General features: G+C 70.2%; 17 protein-coding genes. 8 read left to right on the top strand and 9 right to left on the bottom strand.

Features of this window, described 5'->3' with window-relative positions; translation table 11 throughout:
- Positions 1–750 precede the first annotated feature (750 nt).
- The 3 genes from VF632_RS22395 to VF632_RS22385 form a co-directional block, all read right to left on the bottom strand.
- A complete protein-coding gene (locus tag VF632_RS22395; protein ID WP_331025158.1) occupies positions 751–1,344 on the bottom strand; it encodes a ferritin-like domain-containing protein in 594 nt (197 codons plus the stop codon).
- A gap of 69 nt (positions 1,345–1,413) precedes the next feature.
- Positions 1,414–2,313, bottom strand: coding sequence for a cyanophycinase (locus tag VF632_RS22390; protein ID WP_331025157.1), 900 nt, complete (start codon positions 2,311–2,313; stop codon positions 1,414–1,416).
- 58 nt (positions 2,314–2,371) lie between these two features.
- On the bottom strand, positions 2,372–3,538 hold the full coding sequence (locus VF632_RS22385) for an amidohydrolase family protein (RefSeq protein ID WP_331025156.1): 1,167 nt from the start codon (positions 3,536–3,538) through the stop codon (positions 2,372–2,374).
- Positions 3,539–3,958: 420 nt separating this feature from the next.
- Between VF632_RS22385 and VF632_RS22380 the strand changes: the two genes are divergently transcribed.
- The 4 genes from VF632_RS22380 to VF632_RS22365 all read left to right on the top strand — a co-directional run bounded on the left by VF632_RS22380 (position 3,959) and on the right by VF632_RS22365 (position 8,340).
- Positions 3,959–5,086 carry an ATP-binding protein gene (locus tag VF632_RS22380; protein ID WP_331025155.1) on the top strand — a complete coding sequence of 376 codons (1,128 nt, stop codon included), beginning with the start codon at positions 3,959–3,961 and terminating at the stop codon, positions 5,084–5,086.
- The gene (locus VF632_RS22375; RefSeq protein WP_331025159.1) at positions 5,086–5,739 is read left to right on the top strand and encodes a response regulator transcription factor; all 654 of its coding nucleotides are present in this window, start codon (positions 5,086–5,088) and stop codon (positions 5,737–5,739) included. The genes VF632_RS22380 and VF632_RS22375 overlap by 1 nt, the downstream gene beginning before the upstream one ends.
- A gap of 186 nt (positions 5,740–5,925) precedes the next feature.
- A complete protein-coding gene (locus VF632_RS22370) occupies positions 5,926–6,144 on the top strand; it encodes a hypothetical protein (RefSeq protein ID WP_331025154.1) in 219 nt (72 codons plus the stop codon).
- Between the two features lie 240 nt (positions 6,145–6,384).
- The gene (locus VF632_RS22365; RefSeq protein WP_331025153.1) at positions 6,385–8,340 is read left to right on the top strand and encodes a PAS domain S-box protein; all 1,956 of its coding nucleotides are present in this window, start codon (positions 6,385–6,387) and stop codon (positions 8,338–8,340) included.
- Between the two features lie 941 nt (positions 8,341–9,281).
- On the opposite strand, the gene VF632_RS22360 is transcribed toward VF632_RS22365, so the two are convergent.
- Together VF632_RS22360 and VF632_RS22355 are read right to left on the bottom strand one after the other, a co-directional pair.
- On the bottom strand, positions 9,282–10,013 hold the full coding sequence (locus VF632_RS22360) for a L,D-transpeptidase (RefSeq protein ID WP_331025152.1): 732 nt from the start codon (positions 10,011–10,013) through the stop codon (positions 9,282–9,284).
- Positions 10,014–10,122: 109 nt separating this feature from the next.
- Positions 10,123–10,596, bottom strand: coding sequence for a DUF2243 domain-containing protein (locus tag VF632_RS22355; protein ID WP_331025151.1), 474 nt, complete (start codon positions 10,594–10,596; stop codon positions 10,123–10,125).
- Positions 10,597–10,925: 329 nt separating this feature from the next.
- Here VF632_RS22355 and VF632_RS22350 point away from each other — a divergent pair, with 329 nt between their 5' ends.
- A complete protein-coding gene (locus VF632_RS22350; RefSeq protein ID WP_331025150.1) occupies positions 10,926–13,133 on the top strand; it encodes a BamA/TamA family outer membrane protein in 2,208 nt (735 codons plus the stop codon).
- A gap of 566 nt (positions 13,134–13,699) precedes the next feature.
- Here the strand turns inward: VF632_RS22350 and VF632_RS22345 are convergent.
- The 4 genes from VF632_RS22345 to VF632_RS22330 form a co-directional block, all read right to left on the bottom strand.
- On the bottom strand, positions 13,700–13,930 hold the full coding sequence (locus VF632_RS22345) for a type II toxin-antitoxin system prevent-host-death family antitoxin (protein ID WP_331025149.1): 231 nt from the start codon (positions 13,928–13,930) through the stop codon (positions 13,700–13,702).
- Complete coding sequence (locus VF632_RS22340; RefSeq protein WP_331025148.1) at positions 13,927–14,325, bottom strand: type II toxin-antitoxin system VapC family toxin; 399 nt, start codon at positions 14,323–14,325, stop codon at positions 13,927–13,929. The genes VF632_RS22345 and VF632_RS22340 overlap by 4 nt, the downstream gene beginning before the upstream one ends.
- A gap of 540 nt (positions 14,326–14,865) precedes the next feature.
- Positions 14,866–15,762 (bottom strand): M48 family metallopeptidase, encoded by an 897-nt coding sequence (locus VF632_RS22335; protein WP_331025147.1) that lies wholly within the window; start codon positions 15,760–15,762, stop codon positions 14,866–14,868.
- Positions 15,762–16,556, bottom strand: coding sequence for a M48 family metallopeptidase (locus VF632_RS22330; RefSeq protein ID WP_414682912.1), 795 nt, complete (start codon positions 16,554–16,556; stop codon positions 15,762–15,764). Before VF632_RS22330 ends, VF632_RS22335 begins: the two co-directional genes overlap by 1 nt.
- A gap of 135 nt (positions 16,557–16,691) precedes the next feature.
- Here VF632_RS22330 and VF632_RS22325 point away from each other — a divergent pair, with 135 nt between their 5' ends.
- From VF632_RS22325 to VF632_RS22315, 3 genes are all read left to right on the top strand, one after another.
- Positions 16,692–17,459, top strand: coding sequence for an RNA methyltransferase (locus tag VF632_RS22325; protein WP_331025145.1), 768 nt, complete (start codon positions 16,692–16,694; stop codon positions 17,457–17,459).
- Positions 17,456–18,235 carry a prepilin peptidase gene (locus VF632_RS22320; RefSeq protein ID WP_331025144.1) on the top strand — a complete coding sequence of 260 codons (780 nt, stop codon included), beginning with the start codon at positions 17,456–17,458 and terminating at the stop codon, positions 18,233–18,235. The genes VF632_RS22325 and VF632_RS22320 overlap by 4 nt, the downstream gene beginning before the upstream one ends.
- A gap of 133 nt (positions 18,236–18,368) precedes the next feature.
- Entirely contained in the window at positions 18,369–20,150 is a 1,782-nt protein-coding gene (locus VF632_RS22315; RefSeq protein ID WP_331025143.1) for an ABC transporter ATP-binding protein, read from the top strand.
- The last annotated feature ends 636 nt before the right edge of the window (positions 20,151–20,786 follow it).

Genomic DNA, 20,786 nt, shown 5'->3' with positions numbered 1-20,786 from the left:
GCGTCTACGCACCGGAATGCGCGCTGCTCCGTCTCCCGAGTGGACGCAGATGAGGGCCAAACCCCTGCTGTCACCTTGGTTTTGGGCGTCCCTGGCCCGATACAAAGATGTGGGTAATGGGTAGCGCAAGCGGGAGAGGGGAGAATTCGATTGCGCTTCGACTCGCCGTGCGCGCGCGCGACTCTGGTGTGTACACCCTCTCCCGCTTGCGGGAGAGGGTGGCACGCGTGTCAGCGCGGCCGGGTGAGGGCCCCACGGCAGCCGAGGCTAACACATCGGTGACCGCTGCCGCGCCTTGGCTGGTACGTGTCCGCGGCTAGATCCTTCGCCCCGCGTGGGTTAGGGCGCGGGCAGGTGCGGTGCGCCTGGGGCTCAGGATGACAGGCTGGGGTGTGCGGGCAGGTGTGTGCGTCCGGGGGTGGACGACAAATGGGTGCGCACCAATGACTTGAGCGCGCACCCGACTGGTGTGTATCCCCTCTCCCACGCTGTTTGTGGGAGAGGGTGGACGAGCCTGAGCGAGGACGGGTGAGGGCCACACGGCAGCCGAGGCCTCGGTGACGGTGCCCGCTGCTGCGAAGAGGCTGGCGTGACGCACGGCACTGGCTCCCTTCCCCCGCGGGGTTTGCGGGGGAAGGGCTGGGGATGGGGGGCGCCCGCCGACGCGCCGAATCCGCCTCGTCCGCACCCGAAGTTCCCCCCTCTCCGCACGCGGTTTGTGCGGGGAGGGGCCGGGGGAGGGGCCTCCTCCTACCGCGTTCCGCCCGGCCGCAGGCGCTCCACCGCCTCGGCCACGCGGCGGCCGGCGGACTCGATGGCGTCGGCGGTGGTGGCGTGGGCCGTCTCGGCCGCGTCCTGCACCGTCTTCAGCAGCGATCCGGGCTCCAGCCCCATCCCCTCCAGCACGCTCTCCACCCACGCGTAGTGCGCCTCCTCGTCCCGCGCCGCCGCGCGGAGGATCGTGGAGACGGCCGGCTCGTGCGGGTCGTCGGCGTGGCGGCGATACTTGTCGCGCACCTGCCGCTCGTTGGCCTTGAACGCCATCAGCAGGGCGCGGTCGTCGCCCGCGGCGCCAAGGGCCTGCACCGCCAGCTTGAAGTGCCCCGTGGGCAGGTGGGGCATCTGCACCGGCACCCCGCCGCGGTCCTGGATCAGCCCCGTCAGCTGCGTGATGTGCCGCTGGTGGTCGCCCCGAAAGCCCGCCAGCGTTTCGCGGTACTCGGCGCTGCTGATCCGCCCGATGGCGATGGAGTACGCCTGCACCGCGTCGTGGTCCAGCGCCAGCAGGTCGTTCAGCAGCGCGATCTGCTCCGCGCCGGTGGGCCCCATCCCGCTCTCCGTCATCGCGCATCCCTCCGCTGCAGCCGGCCGCTCACCGTGTCGACCGTAGTGACCGTTGTTACCGCAGTGAACTCAATGCTCCAGCTTGGGGATCTCCTCGCCCCCGGGCAGCATCGGCCGCTTGGTGCGCAGGTTGAAGCCGTACCCGTCGGGAAGGGTGTGGAGCGCCGTGTCGGTGATGGCCAGCGTTTCGTCGTCGGACGCATCGGGCGCGTTGGTGTGGCTGACGCGGCCGTTGAACACCATCACCACCCCCGCGCCGATGACGGTGAAGCGGTCGCCGGGCACCAGGTCGATGGCGGTGTTCTCGTCGATGCCGATGCCCAGGACCTGGGGGTTGTGCGCAAAGATGGTCATCAGGCGGCTGACGCGGCCTCGCTGGCTGAAGTGCGTGTCGACCACCGTGTCGCGCCAGTAGCCCAGTCCCGGCGCCAGGCTGATGTCTTCGCGCTTCACCGTGCCCTCGCTCTTGCCGCCGATGAGCATCACGCTGCTCATGGCGGCGGCGCCCGCGCTGGTGCCGCCTACGACCAGGTTGTCGCCGTACAGCCGCGTCCTCACCATCTCACCAAACCCCGTCCCGGCCACCAGCGCCGTCAGCCGCAGCTGGTCGCCGCCGGTGAAGAAGACGCCCGTGGCGCCGCGGGTGAACTCCAGGAGGTCCGGGTCCTCGGCCTGGTCGCGGCTCTCGATGGGGGCCGGATACACGGCGGCCACGCCGATCTTGTTGAGCAGCCGCTCGTAGGTGTCGGCCTTGTCGTGCGGGTTTTCCGAAGGTGAGGAGCAGACCACGATCCGCGCCGAGGAGCCGCCGCACATCTTTACGAAGTGCGGCAGGATCTTCATGTCGTCCTCGTCGGGATCTTCCGCGCCGCCGATCACCAGCAGGTGGCCCATCCGCTCCGAGCGGTTGCCCGCCTCTACGTGCTGCTGGCCCTCGCGGCCCTTCTGCTCGTCCTGGTCCTCGGCCATTTCGTTCTTTCCTCGTTCCCCGTCCGCCCTGCCCCGCGCGCCCCTCGTGGGTGCGCGGTCAGTCGTCGTCGCTTCCGCCCTCGTTCTTGCGCCCGGACAGGTGGATCTCCCGGTCGCTGTCCTTCAGCCAGTTCTCTTCGCACGTCAGCTTGCCGTCGCGCACCATCATCTTGCCCTGCGAGATCACGTGGACGATCTCCAGCGAACCTTCCTCCAGCATCACCAGGTCGCCGACGAAGGCTTTCCGGATCTCGCCCTTTTCCCGCAGCTTCAGGATGCGCCCCGTGTTGCGCGTGATCATGGGCAGCATCTGTTCCAGCGTGAAACCATGTTCCAGCACGCATTCGCGCACCTGCTGCCACACCAGCCCGTGCCCCGTCATGGACGCGTCGGACGACACCGTCAGCCGCTCGGGGTTTCCGCCGTGGTCCAGCCAGTAGCGCACCCAGCGGTGAAGGTCGCCCTCCACCACGTCCATGTCGCAGGGCATCCCCTGGTTGGAAAGCTCGATGGCCTCTTCCACCAGCTTTTCGGTGCGCTCGATGTGCGTGCTGTAGAACCACGACGGCTTCACGTCATGATCGTTCAGCACGTCGCGAAGCACCGAAAGACGCCGGTCCGAGTCGCCGCAGTGGATGTGCACCAGCCCGGCCTTCTTGGCCAGCATGCCGCCGACGTGCGCGTGCGTGGCGGTGCGCGCCAGCTGCAGTGGATCGGGCGCCAGGGCCCGCTCGTCGGCGATGGCCACCTCGCCCGCCCCGATCACCTCGTCGATGAACATGATGTCTTCGCGCACGGTGCCCAGGATGGAGCTGGGGGGCACGTCGTAGCCCCCCGTCCAGCAGAAGGCGTTGATCCCCTGCTCCTTGAGCCCCTTTACCTTGGCCAGCAGCCCGGCCATGGTCTTCATGGTGGTGTCTACGCCCAGCGTGCCCACCACGGTGGTGATGCCGAAGCGGACGATTTCGCTGATGAAGAACTCCGGCGTCTGCGTGCTGAAGCCGGTTTCGCCGCTGCCGCCCAGCAGGTGGGTGTGGGGGTCGATGAAGCCGGGGACGACGATGCAGCCGCTGGCGTCGATCACCTCGTAGTCGGCGCCCAGCCGCTCCAGCGCGCTCCTGTCTACTTCGCCTACTTTTCCAACGTGGCCGTCGGCCAGCAGGATGGACTGCACCCCCACCGGGTCCGGCGTGTACACCCGGCCCCCTTCGATCAGCGTCAGCATTCGCCCGTCCCCACCCGTGTGAATTCCTCGTACCGCCGGCGCGCCACCCGTCGAAAGCCGCGCGCCGCCCGTGCTGCGGCGTGCTACAACGCACGCGGCGGACCGTATCTGTGCGCAGTGCCCCGCTCACGATGCGCGCTGGTACGGCGGAGCACGGCCGGGTGCACGTCCCGATCGTACCAGTGCAGCACTTTCGCGCCGGGCTGCGGCTCGTACGGTGCGGGGAATGCGCTTCGTGGAGCAGTCAGGCGCAGGTTTGGAGTTCGGGCCGTATTGGGCTATCTTGTTGAACAGGCGCAAATTGCGCCCCCTGATGCTTTCTCTCCGAGCCTCTGGAACTCGCCCGCCCGGGACACCCCTCCGCCGGCCTGGTTTCCCTGACTTGCCGAGAGGGCCACGTGCCCCGCAGCAAGAACGGCCATGGACCAGACGACCCTCTCGTTCGAGCAGTATTCCGCCAATCGGCTGATCGCGGATCGCCACCAGATCACCCGCACCTGGGTGATGAAGCTTTCGGCGGACCTGGACATCCACCCCGTCCGCGTTCTGCCGCACGATTCCATCCTCGACGACATTCCCGTCGTGCTGGGCCGGGCCGCCGAGTTCCTGCTGAGCCCGGACCCGGAAAAGCTCACCGCCGAGCAGTTCGTGACGGCGGAGATGCGGAACATCGCCAGCCTTCGCCGCCGGCAGGGCTACGAGGTGCGCGAGATCATCCGCGAGTTCGACGAGCTGGCGCACATCCTGGACCTGGCGGCGCTGGTGTGGGTGGACGAGTACCCCGGCACGCCGGACCCCCGGGCAGTGGGGCTCGTGTTCGGGCGGCTGAACCGGGTGCCGCTGCTGATGGGCGAGGTGACGGTGGGCGTGGTGGAGGAAGAGCGCAACGAGCTGCTGCGCCGGCTGGCCGGAGCCGAGGAGCAGGAGCGGCTGCGAATTTCCCGCGAACTTCATGACCAGATGGGGCAGCTGGTGACGGCCCTGCAGGTGGGGCTCAAGGGCCTTCACGGCAGTGATGAGGACAACAGGACGCGCCGCGTGGCCGAGCTGGAGCTGCTGGCCGGCCGCATTGCCCGCGAAGTGCACCAGCTGGCGGTGGAGATGCGTCCGCCGGGGCTCGACAATCTGGGCCTGGCGCCGGCGCTGGAGGGCATGCTCCACGAATGGTCGGACCGCAACGGCATCGAGTGCGACTTCCAGGTGGTGGGCCTGGGCCCGGAGCGCTTTGCCCCGGAGGTGGAAACCATGCTGTACCGGGTGGCCCAGGAGGCGCTGACCAACGTTCTGAAGCACGCCGCCGCCACCCGCGTGGGCGTGCTGCTGGAGCGGCGCGGCGGGTCCATCTCCCTCGTCATCGAGGACGACGGCCAGGGGTTCGACACCGACCTGCTGTACGAGAAGACGCAGGCGCTGGGGCTGCGGGGCATGCGCGAGCGGGTCGCGCCGCTCGGAGGCCGGCTGGACGTGGAGTCGTCGCCGGGCGTGGGCACCACGCTGTTCGTGCGGGTATCAGATGGCCTCCCCCCCCCCGAAACTGACATGACGTGATGGACATGGTGCGCATACTGCTGGCCGATGACCACGAGGTGGTGCGCGCCGGCCTGCGGTCGCTCCTGGACGGCAGCGAGGGAATGCAGGTGGTGGGCGAGGCGCGCAACGGGGTCGAGGCGTTCCGCATGGCCTGCGAGCTTCAGCCCGACGTGGCGGTGCTGGACGTGTCCATGCCCGACATGGGCGGCCTCGAAGCCGCGGAAAAGCTGGCGCGCGAGTGCCCCGCCGTACGAATTTTGGCGCTGACCATGCACGACGACCGCGCCCACCTGACGCGCATGCTGGAGGCGGGCGCCGCGGGCTACGTGCTGAAGCGCGCCGCCGCCGACGAGCTGGTGCGCGCCATCCGCGTGGTGGCGGCGGGGGGCACGTATGTGGATCCCACGCTCGCCGGCCGCATGCTCCGTACGACCTCACCGGCCCGCGGCACCCGTGACGTGCCCTCGCCCGAGGCCCTGAGCGGGCGGGAGGAAGAGGTGCTGCGCCGCATCGCCTGGGGCCAGAGCAACAAGCAGATCGCGGCCGAGCTGGAAATCAGCACCAAGACGGTGGAAACCTACAAGGCCCGCCTCACCGACAAGCTGGGCCTGCGCAGCCGTACCGAGATGGTGCGCTACGCCCTTCAGCAGGGCTGGCTTTCCGACGGCTGATCGTCTGCCGTTTGGACGTGTCAGGGAATTTACCGACGCGTGTTCCCCTCCTCCCGATACCCCCTCCCCCGCGGTTGCCGTAAACTGTAACCAGTTGATATGCAGCGCGATACGATGCGCCAGCCAAACTTCTGGTTGCCAGGCCGCCCCTCCCGGCGGCCCGGATACGGTCCTTCACGCGGCCTCATGGACAATCTCATCTTCGACCGACTGGCCGCCATGCGCGCCGCCGCCGAGGCGCGCGCGCAGCGGATCTACGAGCGCTCGATGGCGCTGGAGGCTCGCCGCCGCGAGCTGCACGCGCGCATGGACGCCATGCGCCACCTGAAGATTTCTCCGACGACGGACGGCTCGGTGGCACGCCGCGGCGACGAATCCGTGGTTTCCGCCGCGGCCTCCGCATAACGCTTGCGCCTCTTCGGCCAGGTACCCGCAACCATCGCCGCACGCCACGGGGCGTGCGGCGATCTTGCGTGTTTCCCGTCGTTTTCGGCCATGGCGTGCGGCGCGAGTAGTGCACATGGCTCCGATGGCACGTATTATCCGGCACAGGTCCCGCGATCACTTCGTGCACTTGTCGCGAGCGATCGGCGGACGCCGCCGGCTTCGAGTCCTTTCCCGTGCTCCTTCCAGGATTGAAATCGGATGCCCGATCATCATTCGAACCCGCTGCTGGCCGACTCGCTGCTTCCGCGCTTTTCGCAGCTGCGCATCGAGGCCGGCGGTCCCCAGCCGCGTGAAACGCTCCTGCTGGAGTCGCTGGGCGAGCTGGAGTGCGCCATCGAGGAGCTGCGCGTTACCGAAGAGGAGCTTCGGCAGCACCAGGGGCTGCTCGCCGAGGCGTGGCAGGCGGCCGAATCCACCAGCGAGTGGAACCGCGACCTGTTCGAGGGCGCGGCCGAGTGCATGCTGGCGACGGACCTGGGCGGGCTGATCCGTGACGTGAACCGCGCCGCCAGCGTGCTGTTCGGCGTGCGCCCCGAGCACCTGCGCGGCAAGCCGCTGGCGGTGTTCGTTCCCGACGACCAGCGCCGCGAGTTCCGCATGCGGCTGGACCGGGCCGGCAAGTCGGGCGAGCCGATGGAGTGGGAGCTGCTGATCGCGTCGCGCGGCCAGGCGCCGCGCTGGGTAGAGGCGCGCGTGGCGCCCTTTGCCCCGCGCACCGCGGCGGCCGGGCTGCACTGGACGCTTCGCGACGTCACGTCGCGCCGCGCGGCCGACGAGTCGCGCACCGAGGCGGTGGAAACGCTGAAGCTGGCCCTGAACGCTTCCGACCGCGCGACGGTGCTGCTGGACGTGGACGGCACCGTGATGCTGTGGACCCCCGCCGCCGAGAGCCTGCTGGGATGGACGGAGGCCGAGGTGGCCGGCGCCCGCGTGCCCGCCTTCGACGAGTTCGCCGAGCGGGTGATCGACCGCGTGGCGGCGCAGAAGACCGGCGGCGAGGCGGCCCGGGTGCCGGTGCGGGCCCGGACGAAGGACGGCGCCGAGCTGGACCTGGAGGTGAAGGTGTCGCCGTTGGCGGGTGCGGCGGGAACGTCCCGCGGCACGGTGCTTCACCTGGCGCTGGAGGGTGGGGCGGACGAGGAGATCGTGCCGGCCGCCGGCGCGCTCGAGGCGCAGGCGGCGCAGCCGGCGCCAGGGGGGCGCGCCTCGTGGAGCGAGGCCGAGGCGCGTCGGGTGCTGCTGTCGGTTTCCAAGGGCGGCGACCTGATGGAGGCGCTGCGGCAGGGGATCGCCGCCGGCGTGTACCTGGGCCACCTGCGCCCGGGCGACCGCCTGCCCAGCATCCGCGAGGTGACGCGGCACACGGGCCACGACCACCGCTACGTCTCGGCCGCGTACCGCCGCCTGGCCACGGAGGGCGTGGTGGAGATCCGCACCCGCCACGGCGTGGTGGTGGGGAGCGGCCCGCAGCCTGCCGAGGCGCCGGAGAACGAGACGGCGGCGTGGCTGGCCGGGGTGATCGGCCAGGCTGCCGAGGTGCAGGTGAAGGTGCCGCACCTGCCGGACCTGGTGCGCAAGTGGACGGCCGCCGCCGCGGTGCGCTGCCTGTGCGTGGACGGCACCGAGGACGGCCTGGCGTCGCTGACCGCCGAGCTGGGCGGCCAGTGGGGCTTCGAAACCCGTCGGCTGAACGCGGCCGACGGACCGCGCCGCGACGACCTGCTGATGGCGCTGCGCGAGGCCGACCTGGTGGTGACCACGCCGTTCCACGTGGCCGCGGTGGAGTCTGCCGCGCGCGTCGCCGGCGTGCCGGTGGTGGTGCTGGAGGCCAGCCAGGACTTCGTCGCCGCCGCCGAAGAGCGGCTGCGCGAGGGCCCGCTGACGGCCGTGGTGGTGGACCCGAGCTACGGCGAGCGGCTGCGGTGCATGGCAGGGGGTGAGCGCCTGAACGTGGTGCTGGCCGACGACGTGGCGGCGGTGGAGGCCCTGGACCCGGCCGAGCCCGTGCTGCTGACCCGCGCCGCACAGCAGAAGGTCAAGCGCTCACTGCGGCTGCTGGCGCCGGTGTCGCCGTCGTTCTCGTCGTCGCGCGCGGGCGACCTGGCCGCGGTGCTCATCCGCCGCAACCTGTCGGCGCTGCGGATGGGCGGGTAACAGCGGTCACGACGGTAACCAATGTCACAACGGTAACTACGGTAGGCGAAGAGGCCGGCCTCGCAGCGCGGGGCCGGCCTCTTCTCATTCCTCGGTCGCCCCTCCCCCGGCCCCTCCCCGCACAAACTGCGTGCGGAGAGGGGATACACACCAGGGCTGTGTGGCGGTTCGACGCGGGCCGGCGCATGCCGCGGCCGCCCCCCATCCCCAGCCCTTCCCCCGCAAACTGCGCGGGGGAAGGGAGGCAACCAGGTGCGCACCCCCAATCTCCCGCCACACCACCGCCTGTCATCCAGGTGCGCACCCCGAATCTCCCGCCACACCAGCGCCTGTCATCCTGAGCCCCAGGCGCACGGCACCAGCCCGCACACCATCCCACGCGGGGCGAAGGATCTAGCCGCGGACACGTACTAGCCGGGGCGCGGCAGCGGTCACGAGGGCCGGGGCCTCGGCTGCCGTGGGAAGGGGGTACACACCAGGGCTGTGTGGCGGTTCGACGCGGGCCTGCGCATGCCGCGGCCGCCCCCCATCCCCAGCCCTTCCCCCGCAAACTGCGCGGGGGAAGGGAGCCAACCAGGTGCGCGCCCCCAATCTCCTGCCACACCACCGCCTGTCATCCTGAGCCCCAGGTGCACGGCACCAGCCCGCACACCATGCCACGCGGGGCGAAGGATCTAGCCGCGGACACGTACCAGCCGGGGCGCGGCAGCGGTCACGAGAGCCGAGGCCTCGGCTGCCGTGGGGCCCCACCCGTCTCGGGTCTCCGTGCCGCTGCCGCGCCCAGGTTGAAAGGCGTCCGCAGCCAGATCCCACGGCGCGCAAAGCGTGGCGTACGGGCCGGTCCGGTGCGCTCGCGCCTCTGGATGACAGTCTTTGCTGTCCTAGACCGCAGTAGTGCCCGTCCCGGCCATCCTGACCGTACCGTCGTTGCCCGCAGTTCTTCAGTAGATGTACACCGGCGTGCCGACCGGGACGTCACGATACAGGAAGGTGATCGCCTCGTCCGACAGGCGGATGCAGCCGTGCGTGGCCGCCTGGCCGATGGACTCCTGGTGCGGCGTGCCGTGCAGCATGTACCCGTCGCCCAGCTCCAGCTTGTACGGCCCCAGCTCCTCCGCAATCCGCCGGTTCGCCGTGCCGATGGGCGGCATGTACAGCGTCAATCCGAAGATCACTTCTTCGTCGGCCGGCACGGGGTCGAAGGTCCCGTCTCGCAGCAGCCGGCCCACGCGGTCTCCCCGCACCACCAGCCGGGTGCTGTCGGCCAGCATCACGCCGGGGCCTGGGTCCAGCCGCACCATCGACCATCCGCTGTCTCGCGCCAACTCCACGTAGTGCCAGTCGGGCGGCGTCCACACGGGGTTCGCCTCCTTCCGGATCACCCGTCGCACGCCACGGGGCGTCTCGAACCGCCACGCGCGCCCGCGGTGCCGCAGCGTCTCGCCCGTCCCCACCGCGATGGGCGCCGCGAAGAGCGTGTCGCGCCCGTTCATCCACCAAAGCCGCCGGTCGGCGACGGACACGACAATCCTGCGTCCCGACGCGCGCGCCGAGGCTTCGCGCACGCTCGCCGCCCGCGCGGGTGCCTCCCGCTGCTGCGCCGCCGCTGGGCCGACGGCTCCCGCCACGATCAGCGCCAACGCGCCGAGGAGGGTGGGGATGCTGTGCTTCATGGATCTTCTCTCATCGTAGACGCAAGGGCCGCCCCGGCGGATCCTCCACCGGAGCGGCCATTCGCACCGTGCTTGTGTGCTCGAGCCGTGCCGTCGCGACGATTGCTCGTCACGCGCCCCAGCCGCGAGGCTTTCGCGACAGCAGCCGGCCCACGAGCGTGAAGCCCACGCCCGCGACGGCCAGGAACGCCCAATCGTACGCCGGGACGTGCGCGGGAAGGTCGCGCACGTGGTGAAGGTTCAGCAGGTGGTGGTCGATGATGCCCTCCACCAGGTTGAACAGCCCCCAGCCCATCAGCATCTGCCCGGCAAAGGCGCGGCGGGAGGGCAGGGTGCGCGCCTCCGCCGCGCCGAAGAGCATCCACACGCCGGCGAAGGTGATCAGCCACGTTCCGGCGTGGAACAGGCCATCCCACACCATGTTGCGCTGCATCGCCTCCATGGTCGTGGGCGGCAGCACGGCCGACCCCATGTTGTGCCAGTGAAGGACCTGGTGCAGCACGATGCCGTCCACGAATCCGCCCATCCCGACCCCGATCACCACGCCGGCCCGCGACGTTCGCTCGCCCAGCAGGTTCCTCATCGATACGGCTTCCCGTTATGTTTCCCCGTCCCCCGAGCCTTCCGCTGGAACGTCCGGGGCAACGGGTGTGCCCGGAGCCCGCCGGACGGGCCTCACGGAAGGGCGCGTGTCCTCCCCACGGGACGCGTACGTCCCGGCCCGTGTACGATGTCAGGTTTTCGCGCGCGCTCCTGTCAGGAGCCAACGGGGTGCCGCGCATCGGCTTACGCAATTTCGGCCTCGCGGTGCGGCGGTTGCCCTTGCAGACATGCGGGCGCCCTGCTGAAACCCGCCGGCGTCCCATCCCGTACCCGCCTCGTCAACCCGACCGCACTTTCGGAGATCCTTACATGCTGCTCGCCACCGTCCTGGCCGCGCTGCTCCAGGGCACCTCCGGCGCCGCGCCCGCGCCGGCACCGCGCGACACCACGGCCGCGTACGCCGACCCCGGCACCCGCACGCTCGTCACCGCCGCCCGCGAGCGCCGCGCCCGCGTGGAACGCACCATCGACGCGTACAGCGTTACGGCCCGCGAGCGCATGCACGCCTCGGTCGAGGCGCTCAGCCGCAACCGCACGTTGTTCGGCAAGGAAACGGCCGTGCGCATCGATTGGCGCCGCGACGGGCAGAGCAGCGTCCGTGTCCTGGGCGCGCGCGAGGCCTCTCCCGCCACCAGCAGCGGCATCAGCCTTCCCGGCGACCTGCTGAGCGAGGCGGCCGACCCGGCGTTCGACCCGGACCGCCTGCAGCTCAGCCTGTTCAGCTTTGGCGGCAGTGCACAGCGCACGGAAGAAAAGAAGGACACCACGGAGTCGAACGAGAGAGAGGTGTCGATCAACGTCGACATGACGCCCATCGACCCGCTGTCGCAGGGCAGCGAGGGTCACTACCGCTTCCGCTCGGGCGACACCACCACCGTGCGCATGCAGGACGGCGGGCAGCTGCGGATGATCCAGCTGGAGGTGATCCCCCGCCGCCGCGAGTTCCGGCTGCTGCGGGGCACGCTGTGGATCGACGCGGCCACCGGCGGCGTGGTGCGCAGCGTGATGACCACGGCGCGCCCGTTCGACCTGCGGGAAGACGCCGAGGACATCTCCGCCGCCATCACCGCCGCCGGGCCCGTGCGCTTCGCCATCCGCTACGTGACGGTGGAGTACGCGCTGTGGCAGAACCGGTTCTGGCTTCCGCGGCTGACGGCGGTGGACGCGCAGATGAGCATGGGAATGCTGGCGGGGGTGCCGGTGCGCTTCGAGCGCAGCTATGCCGACTACGAAGTCACCGCCTCGCCCGTGCCGCAGAGCGTGGCCCATGTCGCCGCGACGCGGAGCGACACCGCCGCGGTGCGCGCGTGCACCGACGACGCCGAGGCCACTCCCGGGCTGTCGTGCCACTGCACCAACGGCGGGTGCCGCGTGTGGCGGGTGGAGGTGCCGACGGACACGGCGGCGCTGCTGGCCAGCGCCGACCTGCCGGAGCCGCTGGCGCAGGGCGCGGGAAAGCTGATCACCGGCGAAGAGGTGGAGTCGCTGGCCCGCGTGCTCACCCCGCGGCTGGGCGACCTGGCCCCGGAGATGGACGTCAGCCTGTTGAGCCTGCGGAACATGCGCTTCAACCGGGTGGAGGGGCTGTCGCTGGGCGCCGCCGCCGAAGTGACGTACGGGCCGCTGCGGGCCGACGGCACGGTGCGCCTGGGGCTGGCCGACCTGGAGCCCAACGTGGAGCTGGGCGTCGCGCGGCAGACGATGTTCTGGCGCACGCGGCTGGCCGGCTACCGGCGCCTGACCCCGTTCGACCGCGAGTCGCCCGCGCTGGGTTTCGGCGCCTCGGTGGCGGCGCTGCTGCTGGGGCGCGACGAGGCCGACTACTTCCGCGCCACGGGCGCCGAGATCACGGGCGAGCCGCTGCGGGCCGCCGGGTGGACGTACACGTGGCGGCTGTTCGGCGAGCACCAGCACGGGGTGAGCAAGAACACCGACCTGTCGCTGGCGCGCGTGTGGGAGGGCAGCGACGTCTTCCGCTCCAACCGCCCGGCGAACCGCGCCGACCAGGCTGGCGCCGGGTTGACGCTGCGCCGCGAGTTCGGCACCGACCGCTCGCCCGTGCAACTGCTCACCGGCGTGGGTGCCGAGGGGCAGACGGGCACCTTCGACTACGGCCGCGGCTCGGTGTTCGCCCGGATGACGGCGCCGTTCACCAGTCGGCTGGCGTTTGCGCTGGAAGGTGCCGCGGGCACCACCACGGGCGACGTGCCCACTCAGGGCGAGTGGTACGTGGGGGGGACGCAGAGCGTGCGCGGCTACGAGGGTGCGCTGCAGGGGGGCACGGCCTTCTGGCGCGCCCGCGCCGAGCTGGCGACGCCCACGCCCGCGGCGCGGCTGGTGGTCTTCGGTGACGCGGGGTGGGCGGGCTCGCGCAGCGCGTGGTCCCGCGACCCGCGGCTGCTCTCGGCCGGGGTGGGCGCCAGCTTCCTGGACGGGCTGATCCGCATGGACCTGTCGCACGCCCTGCGCACCCCCCGCGGCTGGCGCCTGGACCTGTACCTGGATGCCGCCCTGTAGAAATCGACGGACTGGATCGGCACGAAAACGGAACGGGCGCCCGCAAGGGCGCCCGTTCCTGTCTCCTGAGACGCCCCCGTACTTTCCAGCAGCCCCCAAGCCTGTCATCCTGAGCCCCAAGCGCACCGAACCGGCCCGTGCGCCGCCCGTCGCGGGGCGAAGGATCCAGCCGCGGACACGTACCAGCCAGGGCGCGGCAGCGGTCACGAAGGCCGGGGCCTCGGCTGCCGTGCGGCCCTCACCCGTCCTCGCTTATGCTCGTCCACCCCTCTCCCACAAACAGCGTGGGAGAGGGGGTACACTTCGGGTTGCGGTGCGCGCATTCACCTCGGTGCCCGGCAATAGTTGTCATCCTGAGTCTTTCACCGTCCTCCGGCCGACCCTGAGGGATGAAAAGGGCTCGCGGGCGCCGTTTATGATTTGGACAAACTGGACTTTTTCTATTCAGCCCCAAGCGCACCGAACCGCCCTGTGCGCCACTCGTCGCGGGGCAAAGGATCCAGCCAGAACCGCCACCAAACCCGGGTGCGGCAGCAACACGAAACCCCGAGCCGCGGACGAGGGCTTCAGGCCTCACCGAAGCCGCGCCGGCCCTCGCGTACGAAATCGACGATCTCATCAACCGTCAGGTTGAGCTCGATGCCGGGTACGTCGAGCGGCGATCCGGCACGTACCTCAGGCGTCAACAAGAATTGTTGCCCGTCACGCCGGCTGATCCGCACTGCGCCATCCCGTCGCGCTTCTTCGAGCACGGAGGCCAAGTTCTGCCGGGCTTCCGAATACGTGTACACCTTCATTGGGGTACCTCCGCTACGGTGACGTTCGCTTGCTTGGCTGCATGTACGAGACCTCGGTCGAGAGTAAGGAGGGGGCAGCCCTGTTCACGAGCGCAGGCGATCATGTATGCATCATACGCGTACACATCGTATCGCGCGGCCACGGCGAGGGCCGCGTCCAAGTCGATGTTCATGAATCGGATCGGAATCTGGCGGAATGCAGCCATCGCAAGCGTTGCCTGGGCCAAGTCGATCCGCTTTCGCTTCAGCATCGCGGAGAACGCATTCCCGATCTCCCAAGGAACCGAAGCCGGAGCGACCAGCTCAGCGCCGGCTGTCGCTTGTACGAGAGCTTCTTTCTGAGCCTCATTCGTGATGACAGCGATGATCGCCGACGTGTCGATGACGAGTTGCATGGCAGCTCCTGTACAAATGTACAAGCAATATAGTGGAGCGATGGGATTGGTTCAAGCCGATCGTGTGCTCAGGCCGAGGGTTTGTAACCGCTGCCGCGCCCGACCATCGTGGCGTCCTCGGCAAGATCCTTCGGCCCGCGAGGGGTGGGCTACGGGCGAGTACGGTGCGCTTGGGCCTCTGGATGACAGGTTGCGGCGTGAGGTCGGAGTACGGTCGGATGCTCCGGCCCGACAGGGCGGCCGATGCGGGGGGACCGGTCGAGACGCACGGCACTGGCTCCCTTCCCCCGCGGGGTTTTGCGGGGGAAGGGCTGGGGATGGGGGGCGCCGGCCCGCGCACCCAACCTGCCGCAGCGCACACGAATTCTCCCTTTCCCTGCTTGCGGGGGAGAGGGCCGGGGAGAGAGGGCCGCCAGGGGCCCGCACCGAAACCATCGAAACGCTCCCGAAGCCGTGCGGGACCGCCCCGCAACCGCAGGCGCTACGAAAAAGAGGACCACCCTGCAGGCGGTCCTCCTCGATCCATCCCCGAACGCGTCTCTACTCCGCGCCTGCGCCATTCTTGAGCGGGTGCCCCATCGGCAGCTGCATCCCCAGAATGGGCGGGGGCAGCGCGCTCAGGCGGCGCAGGAACGCCGCGTACGACTCGTTGTTGCGCGCCAGCTCCCGCTCCAGCGGCGTGGCCATCACCTCGCGAATGTGCGCGCGGGTGGCATCCATCCGCGCAGCCGTCGCCGGGTGCGTGCTGAACCACGAGTCGGCCGCGGCCATGGCCTGCGGGTCCTGCGCCTCCTCTTCCAGCAGCGCGCTGAACAGGCTGAGCATCCCCCGCGGGTCCACCCCGGTGGCCACCAGGTAGTTCACCGCCAGCCGGTCGGCCTCGGCCTCGTCGGCGCGCGAGTGGCTGCTGGCCCACAGCTCGCCCCCCAGCCGCAGCGCTTCCTGGTCAAGCAGCGGCTCGCGATCCAGCACCAGCTGGTACATCACCGCCGCCACCGACCGCGTGCGCATGTGCCGCTGCAGGTTCTCGGCGCCGTGCCGCGCTGCCACGTGCCCGATCTCGTGCGCCAGGATCCCCGCCAGCTCCGACACGTTGCCGGTGCGCTCGATGAGGCCGCGGTTCACGTAGATGTGCCCGCCGGGGAGCGCAAAGGCGTTGATGCCCGGCGTGTTGACGATGTAGAAGTGGTACTGGAGCTCCGGCCGGGCGCTGCGCCTGGCGATCAGCCTGCCCAGGTCGTTCACGTACAGGTTCAGCGGAACGTCGCGCACCAGCGGCACCTGCGAGTTCACCTGCGAAGCGATCTGCTCGCCGATGGCGATCTCGCGGTTCTCGTTGATGCACCCGGCCAACGGCAGCGCCACGAGGCACGCCAGCAGCCCGGCACGAAAGGGCCGGCCCGCGAGCCGGCCCCGCCGCGGCGTGCCCCCCGGCATCAGCGCCCGCGTCGGTCCTGCGGGACCGGCTGCAGCGCTGCCACGCGGGCCTTGAAGCTCTGGTACGCGCGGGTGTCGGTGCTCAGGTTGCTTCCCTGCGCCCCGGGCGTCTGCTGGATCATGGCCTGCGTGGCCGCCACCCGCTCCTGCGTGGTGGGGTGGGTGCTGAACCACTGCTCCACGCGGCTGGGGTTGCGCTCCTGCATGGCCAGCAGCTTCTGGAAGAAGCTGGGCAGCCCCGCCGGGTTGATGCCGCTGCGCACCAGGTAGCCCACGGCCACCGCGTCGGCCTCGCGCTCGGCCTGGCGGCCGTAGCTGGCGAACACGGCGCCACCGCCCACCTGTACGACGGCCTGCTCGACGCCCGACGGGTTTCGGCCCAGCAGCACGCCGTAGACGACGGAGAGCGCCGTGTTGGCGTTCTGCGCCTTCTGCATCTGCTCGATGCCGTGCCGCTCGGCCACGTGCCCGATCTCGTGGGCCAGCACGCCCGCCAGCTCGGCCAGGTTGTCGGTGCGCTCGATCAGCCCCCGGTTGATGTAGATGTGCCCGCCGGGGATGGCGAAGGCGTTGACAACGTCGGAGTTCACGACGTAGAAGTTGTACCGGATGCCGCGCTGGTCGGCGCCGGCCGCGATCTGCCGGCCCAGCTGGTTGACGAACTGGTTGGTCGCCGCGTCGTTCACCAGCGGCAGCTGCTGGTTGATCTGGCGCGAGTAGTCGGCGCCCATCGCAAGTTCCTGCTGCGTCGTCACCTGCGGGGCGCAGCCGGCCGCGGTGCCGGCCCCGGCCATGCACACTGCCACGGCGGCGTGCCGCAGCGGGCGCGTAAGTGTAAGCGACATTTGATTCTCCATGCTGACGGTTGAACCTTTGGGCCCGATGGAAAGGCAAAACGCGGACCATGCGCGGCACCGTCGGCGGGGCGCGTGCTGAGCCGGCGCGAAGAGCGGCTCCTGCGCTCGCTGCGCCAGCGAAAGCACCGCGAAGCCGAGGGGCTTTTCGTGGCCGAGGGGGTGCGCGCGGTGGAAGACCTGCTGCTGCACTCTCCACTGCACGTGAGGTTCGCCGCCGCGTCGTCCTCGCTGGGCGACACCCCGCGGGGACAGTCGCTGTCGGAGGCCATCCTCAAGCGGGGCATCGACTTGCGTGAGGTGGGAGACGCCGCGCTGCGCGAGCTCGCCGGCACAGAGACCCCCCAGGGCATCCTGGCCGTCGCCGAGATTCCCCCCGGCGGCCTCGGCCGCATCCGCGTTTCCGGGCACACGGTGGTGCTGGTGCTGGATGCCGTGCAGGACCCCGGCAACTTCGGCACGCTGGCCCGCACGGCCGAGGCGCTGGGCGCGGCCGGGGTGGTGGCGCTCACGGGGACGGTAGACCCGTGGAACCCCAAGTGCGTGCGCGCCGCCATGGGCAGCACCTTTCGCCTGCCGGTGGCCGAGGCGGGGTGGGAAGAGGCGGGCGAGTGGCTGGCGGAGCACGGCTTCCAGACGCTGGCGTCGGCCGCGGGGGGCGCGCCGGTTCCGCATCCACCCCCGACCCGCGCGGCGCTGGTGGTGGGCAACGAGGGCGCGGGCATCTCCGACGAGACCCGCGCCCGCGCCGACCTCGTGGTCGGCATTCCCCTTCGCGGCCGCGCCGAGTCGCTGAACGTGGCGGCCGCGGGGGCCATCCTGCTGTACGAGCTTCTCCGGTGACCGTGCTGAACCTGCAGATCTTTCTCGCGGCCTACGCGGCCCTCGTGGGCGCCTGCGTGGGCTCGTTCCTGAACGTGTGCGTGTACCGCTGGCCCGCGGACGAGTCGGTGGTGCGCCCGCCCTCGCGCTGCGGCTCGTGCGGCACGCCCATCCGCTGGCGCGACAACATCCCCGTGCTGGGCTGGGTGCTGCTTCGCGGCCGCTGCCGGGCGTGCGGCGCAAAGGTGAGCATCCAGTATCCCCTGGTGGAGCTGCTGACGGCCGCGCTGTGGGTGATGGCGGTGCTGCGCTTCGGGCTGTCGTGGCAGGCGCTGGGGACGGCGCTGTTCTTCACCATCCTGCTGGGCATCGCCCTGGCCGACGCGCGCACCTACACCATCCCCGACCAGTTCACCCTGGGTGGAACGGTGATCGGGCTGGCGCTTTCGTTCGCGCCGGGCGGCATCACCTGGGAGCGGTCTTTCCTGGGCGCGGCGGCGGGCTTCGGGCTGCTCTGGCTGATCGCGGTGGTGGGGGAGAAGGTGTTCCGGAAGCCGGCGATGGGGGGCGGCGACATCAAGATGATGATGATGGTAGGCGCCTTCCTGGGCCCCTGGGGCGTGCTGCTGACCCTGTTCATGGGCGCGCTCTTCGGCACGCTGATCTTTGCGCCCATCAGCATGCGCACGGGAAAGCTGGTGCCGTTTGGCATCTTCCTGGCAATCGGCGCGGCGATCACCGAGCCGTGGGGCCAGGCGCTGATCGACTGGTACGTGCGCAACTTCCTGACGGTCTGAACTTCCGTATCACGCAGAGGACGCAGAGAAGAAAGAGAGGACGCAGAGGTGCTCGTCATGCCCTCTGCGTCCTCTCCGTTCCCCTCCGCTTCCTCTCTCGTGAAACGTCTTTGCTTTCTGCTTTGCCGCCGCCGTGGAACCGAAGAAGCCGCTCCGCCGCCTGATCCGCTACTCGCGGCCGCACCGCCGCACGGTGTGGCTGGCCACGCTCTGCTCCGTCCTGAACAAGCTCTTCGACCTGGCCCCCGAGGCGCTGATCGGCGTGGCGGTGGACGTGGTGGTGCGCGGGCGGCAGTCCCTGATCGCCAGCCTGGGGTTTCCCGACCCGCGCGACCAGCTCGTGGTCCTCGCGGCCATCACCTTCGTGGTGTGGGTGCTGGAGTCGACCTTCCAGTACCTGTACGGCGTGCTCTGGCGCAACCTGGCGCAGACCATTCAGCACGAGCTGCGGCACCAGGGGTACGCGCACCTGCAGGACCTGGATCTGGCGTACTTCGAGGAGCGCAGCTCCGGCGGGCTGATGTCGGTGCTGGGCGACGACGTCAACCAGCTGGAGCGGTTCCTGGACACGGGGGCCAACGGGATCATCCAGATGGTGACCACGCTGCTTGTCGTGGGCACCACGTTCTTCGTGATGGCCCCCGAGGTGGCGTGGATGTCCATGCTCCCCATGCCGTTCGTCGTCTGGGGCTCCCTCCGCTACCAGCCCCGGCTGGAGCCGCTGTACGCCGCCGTCCGCGAGCGCGCCGGGGCCCTCAACGCGCGGCTGGCCAACAACCTCAGCGGCATCACCACCATCAAGGCGTACGCGGCCGAGGAGCACGAGAGCCGCCGCGTGGCCGAGGAAAGCCAGGCCTACCGCGAGGCCAACCGCCGCGCCATCGCCTACAGCGCCGCCTTCGTGCCGCTGATCCGCATCCTGGTCCTGCTTGGCTTCATAGGGACGCTGGTGTTCGGGGGATTGCAGGCGCTGAACGGCGAGCTGGCCGTGGGCACCTACAGCTTCCTGGTGTACATCACGCAGCGCATGCTGTGGCCGCTGACGCGCCTGGGCGAAACGCTGGACCAGTACCAGCGCGCGATGGCCTCCACCAACCGCATCTTCGACGTGCTCGACGCGCCCATCGAGGCGCACCCCGGCGACCGCGCGCTTCCCACGGCGGCCGTACGCGGCGCGGTGGAGATGCGCGGCGTCACCTTCGCCTACCGCGGCCGCGACCCCCTGCTGACGGACTTCTCGCTCCACATCGCGCCGGGCGAAACGGTGGCCGTCGTGGGCCCCACGGGGGCGGGAAAGAGCACCCTGGTCAAGCTGCTGCTGCGGCTGTACGAGCTGAACGCGGGGTCCATCACGCTGGACGGGATCGACGTGCGCGAGATTCGCCTGGCAGACCTGCGGCGCGCCATCGGGCTGGTGAGCCAGGACGTGTTCCTGTTCGACGGGACGGTGCGCGAGAACATCGCCTACGGATCGTTCAGCGCTACGCCCGAGCAGGTGGAGCGCGCCGCCCGCCTGGCCGAGGCGCACGACTTCGTCATGGCCCTGCCGGAGGGATACGATACGCTGGTGGGGGAGCGGGGGCAGAAGCTTTCCGGAGGGCAGCGGCAGCGCATCGCCGTCGCGCGGGCCATCCTGAAGGACCCGCCCGTGCTGGTGCTGGACGAGGCCACGTCGGCGGTGGACAACGAGACCGAGGCCGCCATCCAGCGCAGCCTGGAGCACATCAGCCGCGACCGCACGACGATCGCCATCGCCCACCGCCTTTCCACCGTCCGCAACGCGAACCGCATCTACGTGATGGATGGCGGGCGGATCGTGGAGCAGGGGACGCACGATGATCTGCTGCGCGCGGGGGGGATGTACGCGGCGCTCTGGCGGGTGCAGACGGGCGAGCGGGTGGGGGGAAGTGCGTGAGTGCGTGAGTGCGTGAGTGCGGGAGTGCGTGAGTGCGGGAGTGCGGGAGTGCGTTGGTGCGGGAGGCCCTTCGGGGACGAGCGCGATCTGTCATCCAGAGGCGCGAGCGCACCGAACCAGCCGGTACGTCGAACCCATGCGCGCCGTGGGATCCAGCCGCGGACGCATTTCAGCCGGGGCGCGGCAGCGGCACGGAGCCCTGGGCCTCGGCGCGGCGGCGGGGGCCTCTCCCCAGCGCGCGGCAGCGGTCACCAGTGCCGAGGCCACGGCCCTGCTGGGGCGAATGAATAATGAATTCGCGGCAACAACCACACGAAGTCCGCCTTCGCGGACTGCATGCGCTGGTGCGAGCGAGGCCAAGTGGCGCGCCCCGATGTCCGTGCAGGTCTCCCCCTCCCCTGCGCAGCGGGGGACGGGGGCCGGGGGGAGGGGGCTCCCGCGGCATGCACCGGCAGTCCATCGAACCTCGATCGAATTCTCCCCTCTCCCGCTTGCGCTACCCATTACCCACATCTCAGATAGGGGTGGCGGGGCCGAAATACAAGGCGCGGTCTGCAAAAATGCCCGTGGGAGCATGGGACTGAGGCCGCGTAAAACCCGTCGTTGACGCAGGAGTGTGTGGCTTCTACGCACCGG

Origin of the sequence: Longimicrobium sp., from assembly GCF_036388275.1 — a bacterium.
In the GTDB taxonomy this organism is placed as follows: domain Bacteria; phylum Gemmatimonadota; class Gemmatimonadetes; order Longimicrobiales; family Longimicrobiaceae; genus Longimicrobium.
This window is presented reverse-complemented; position numbering and strand designations above follow the sequence as displayed.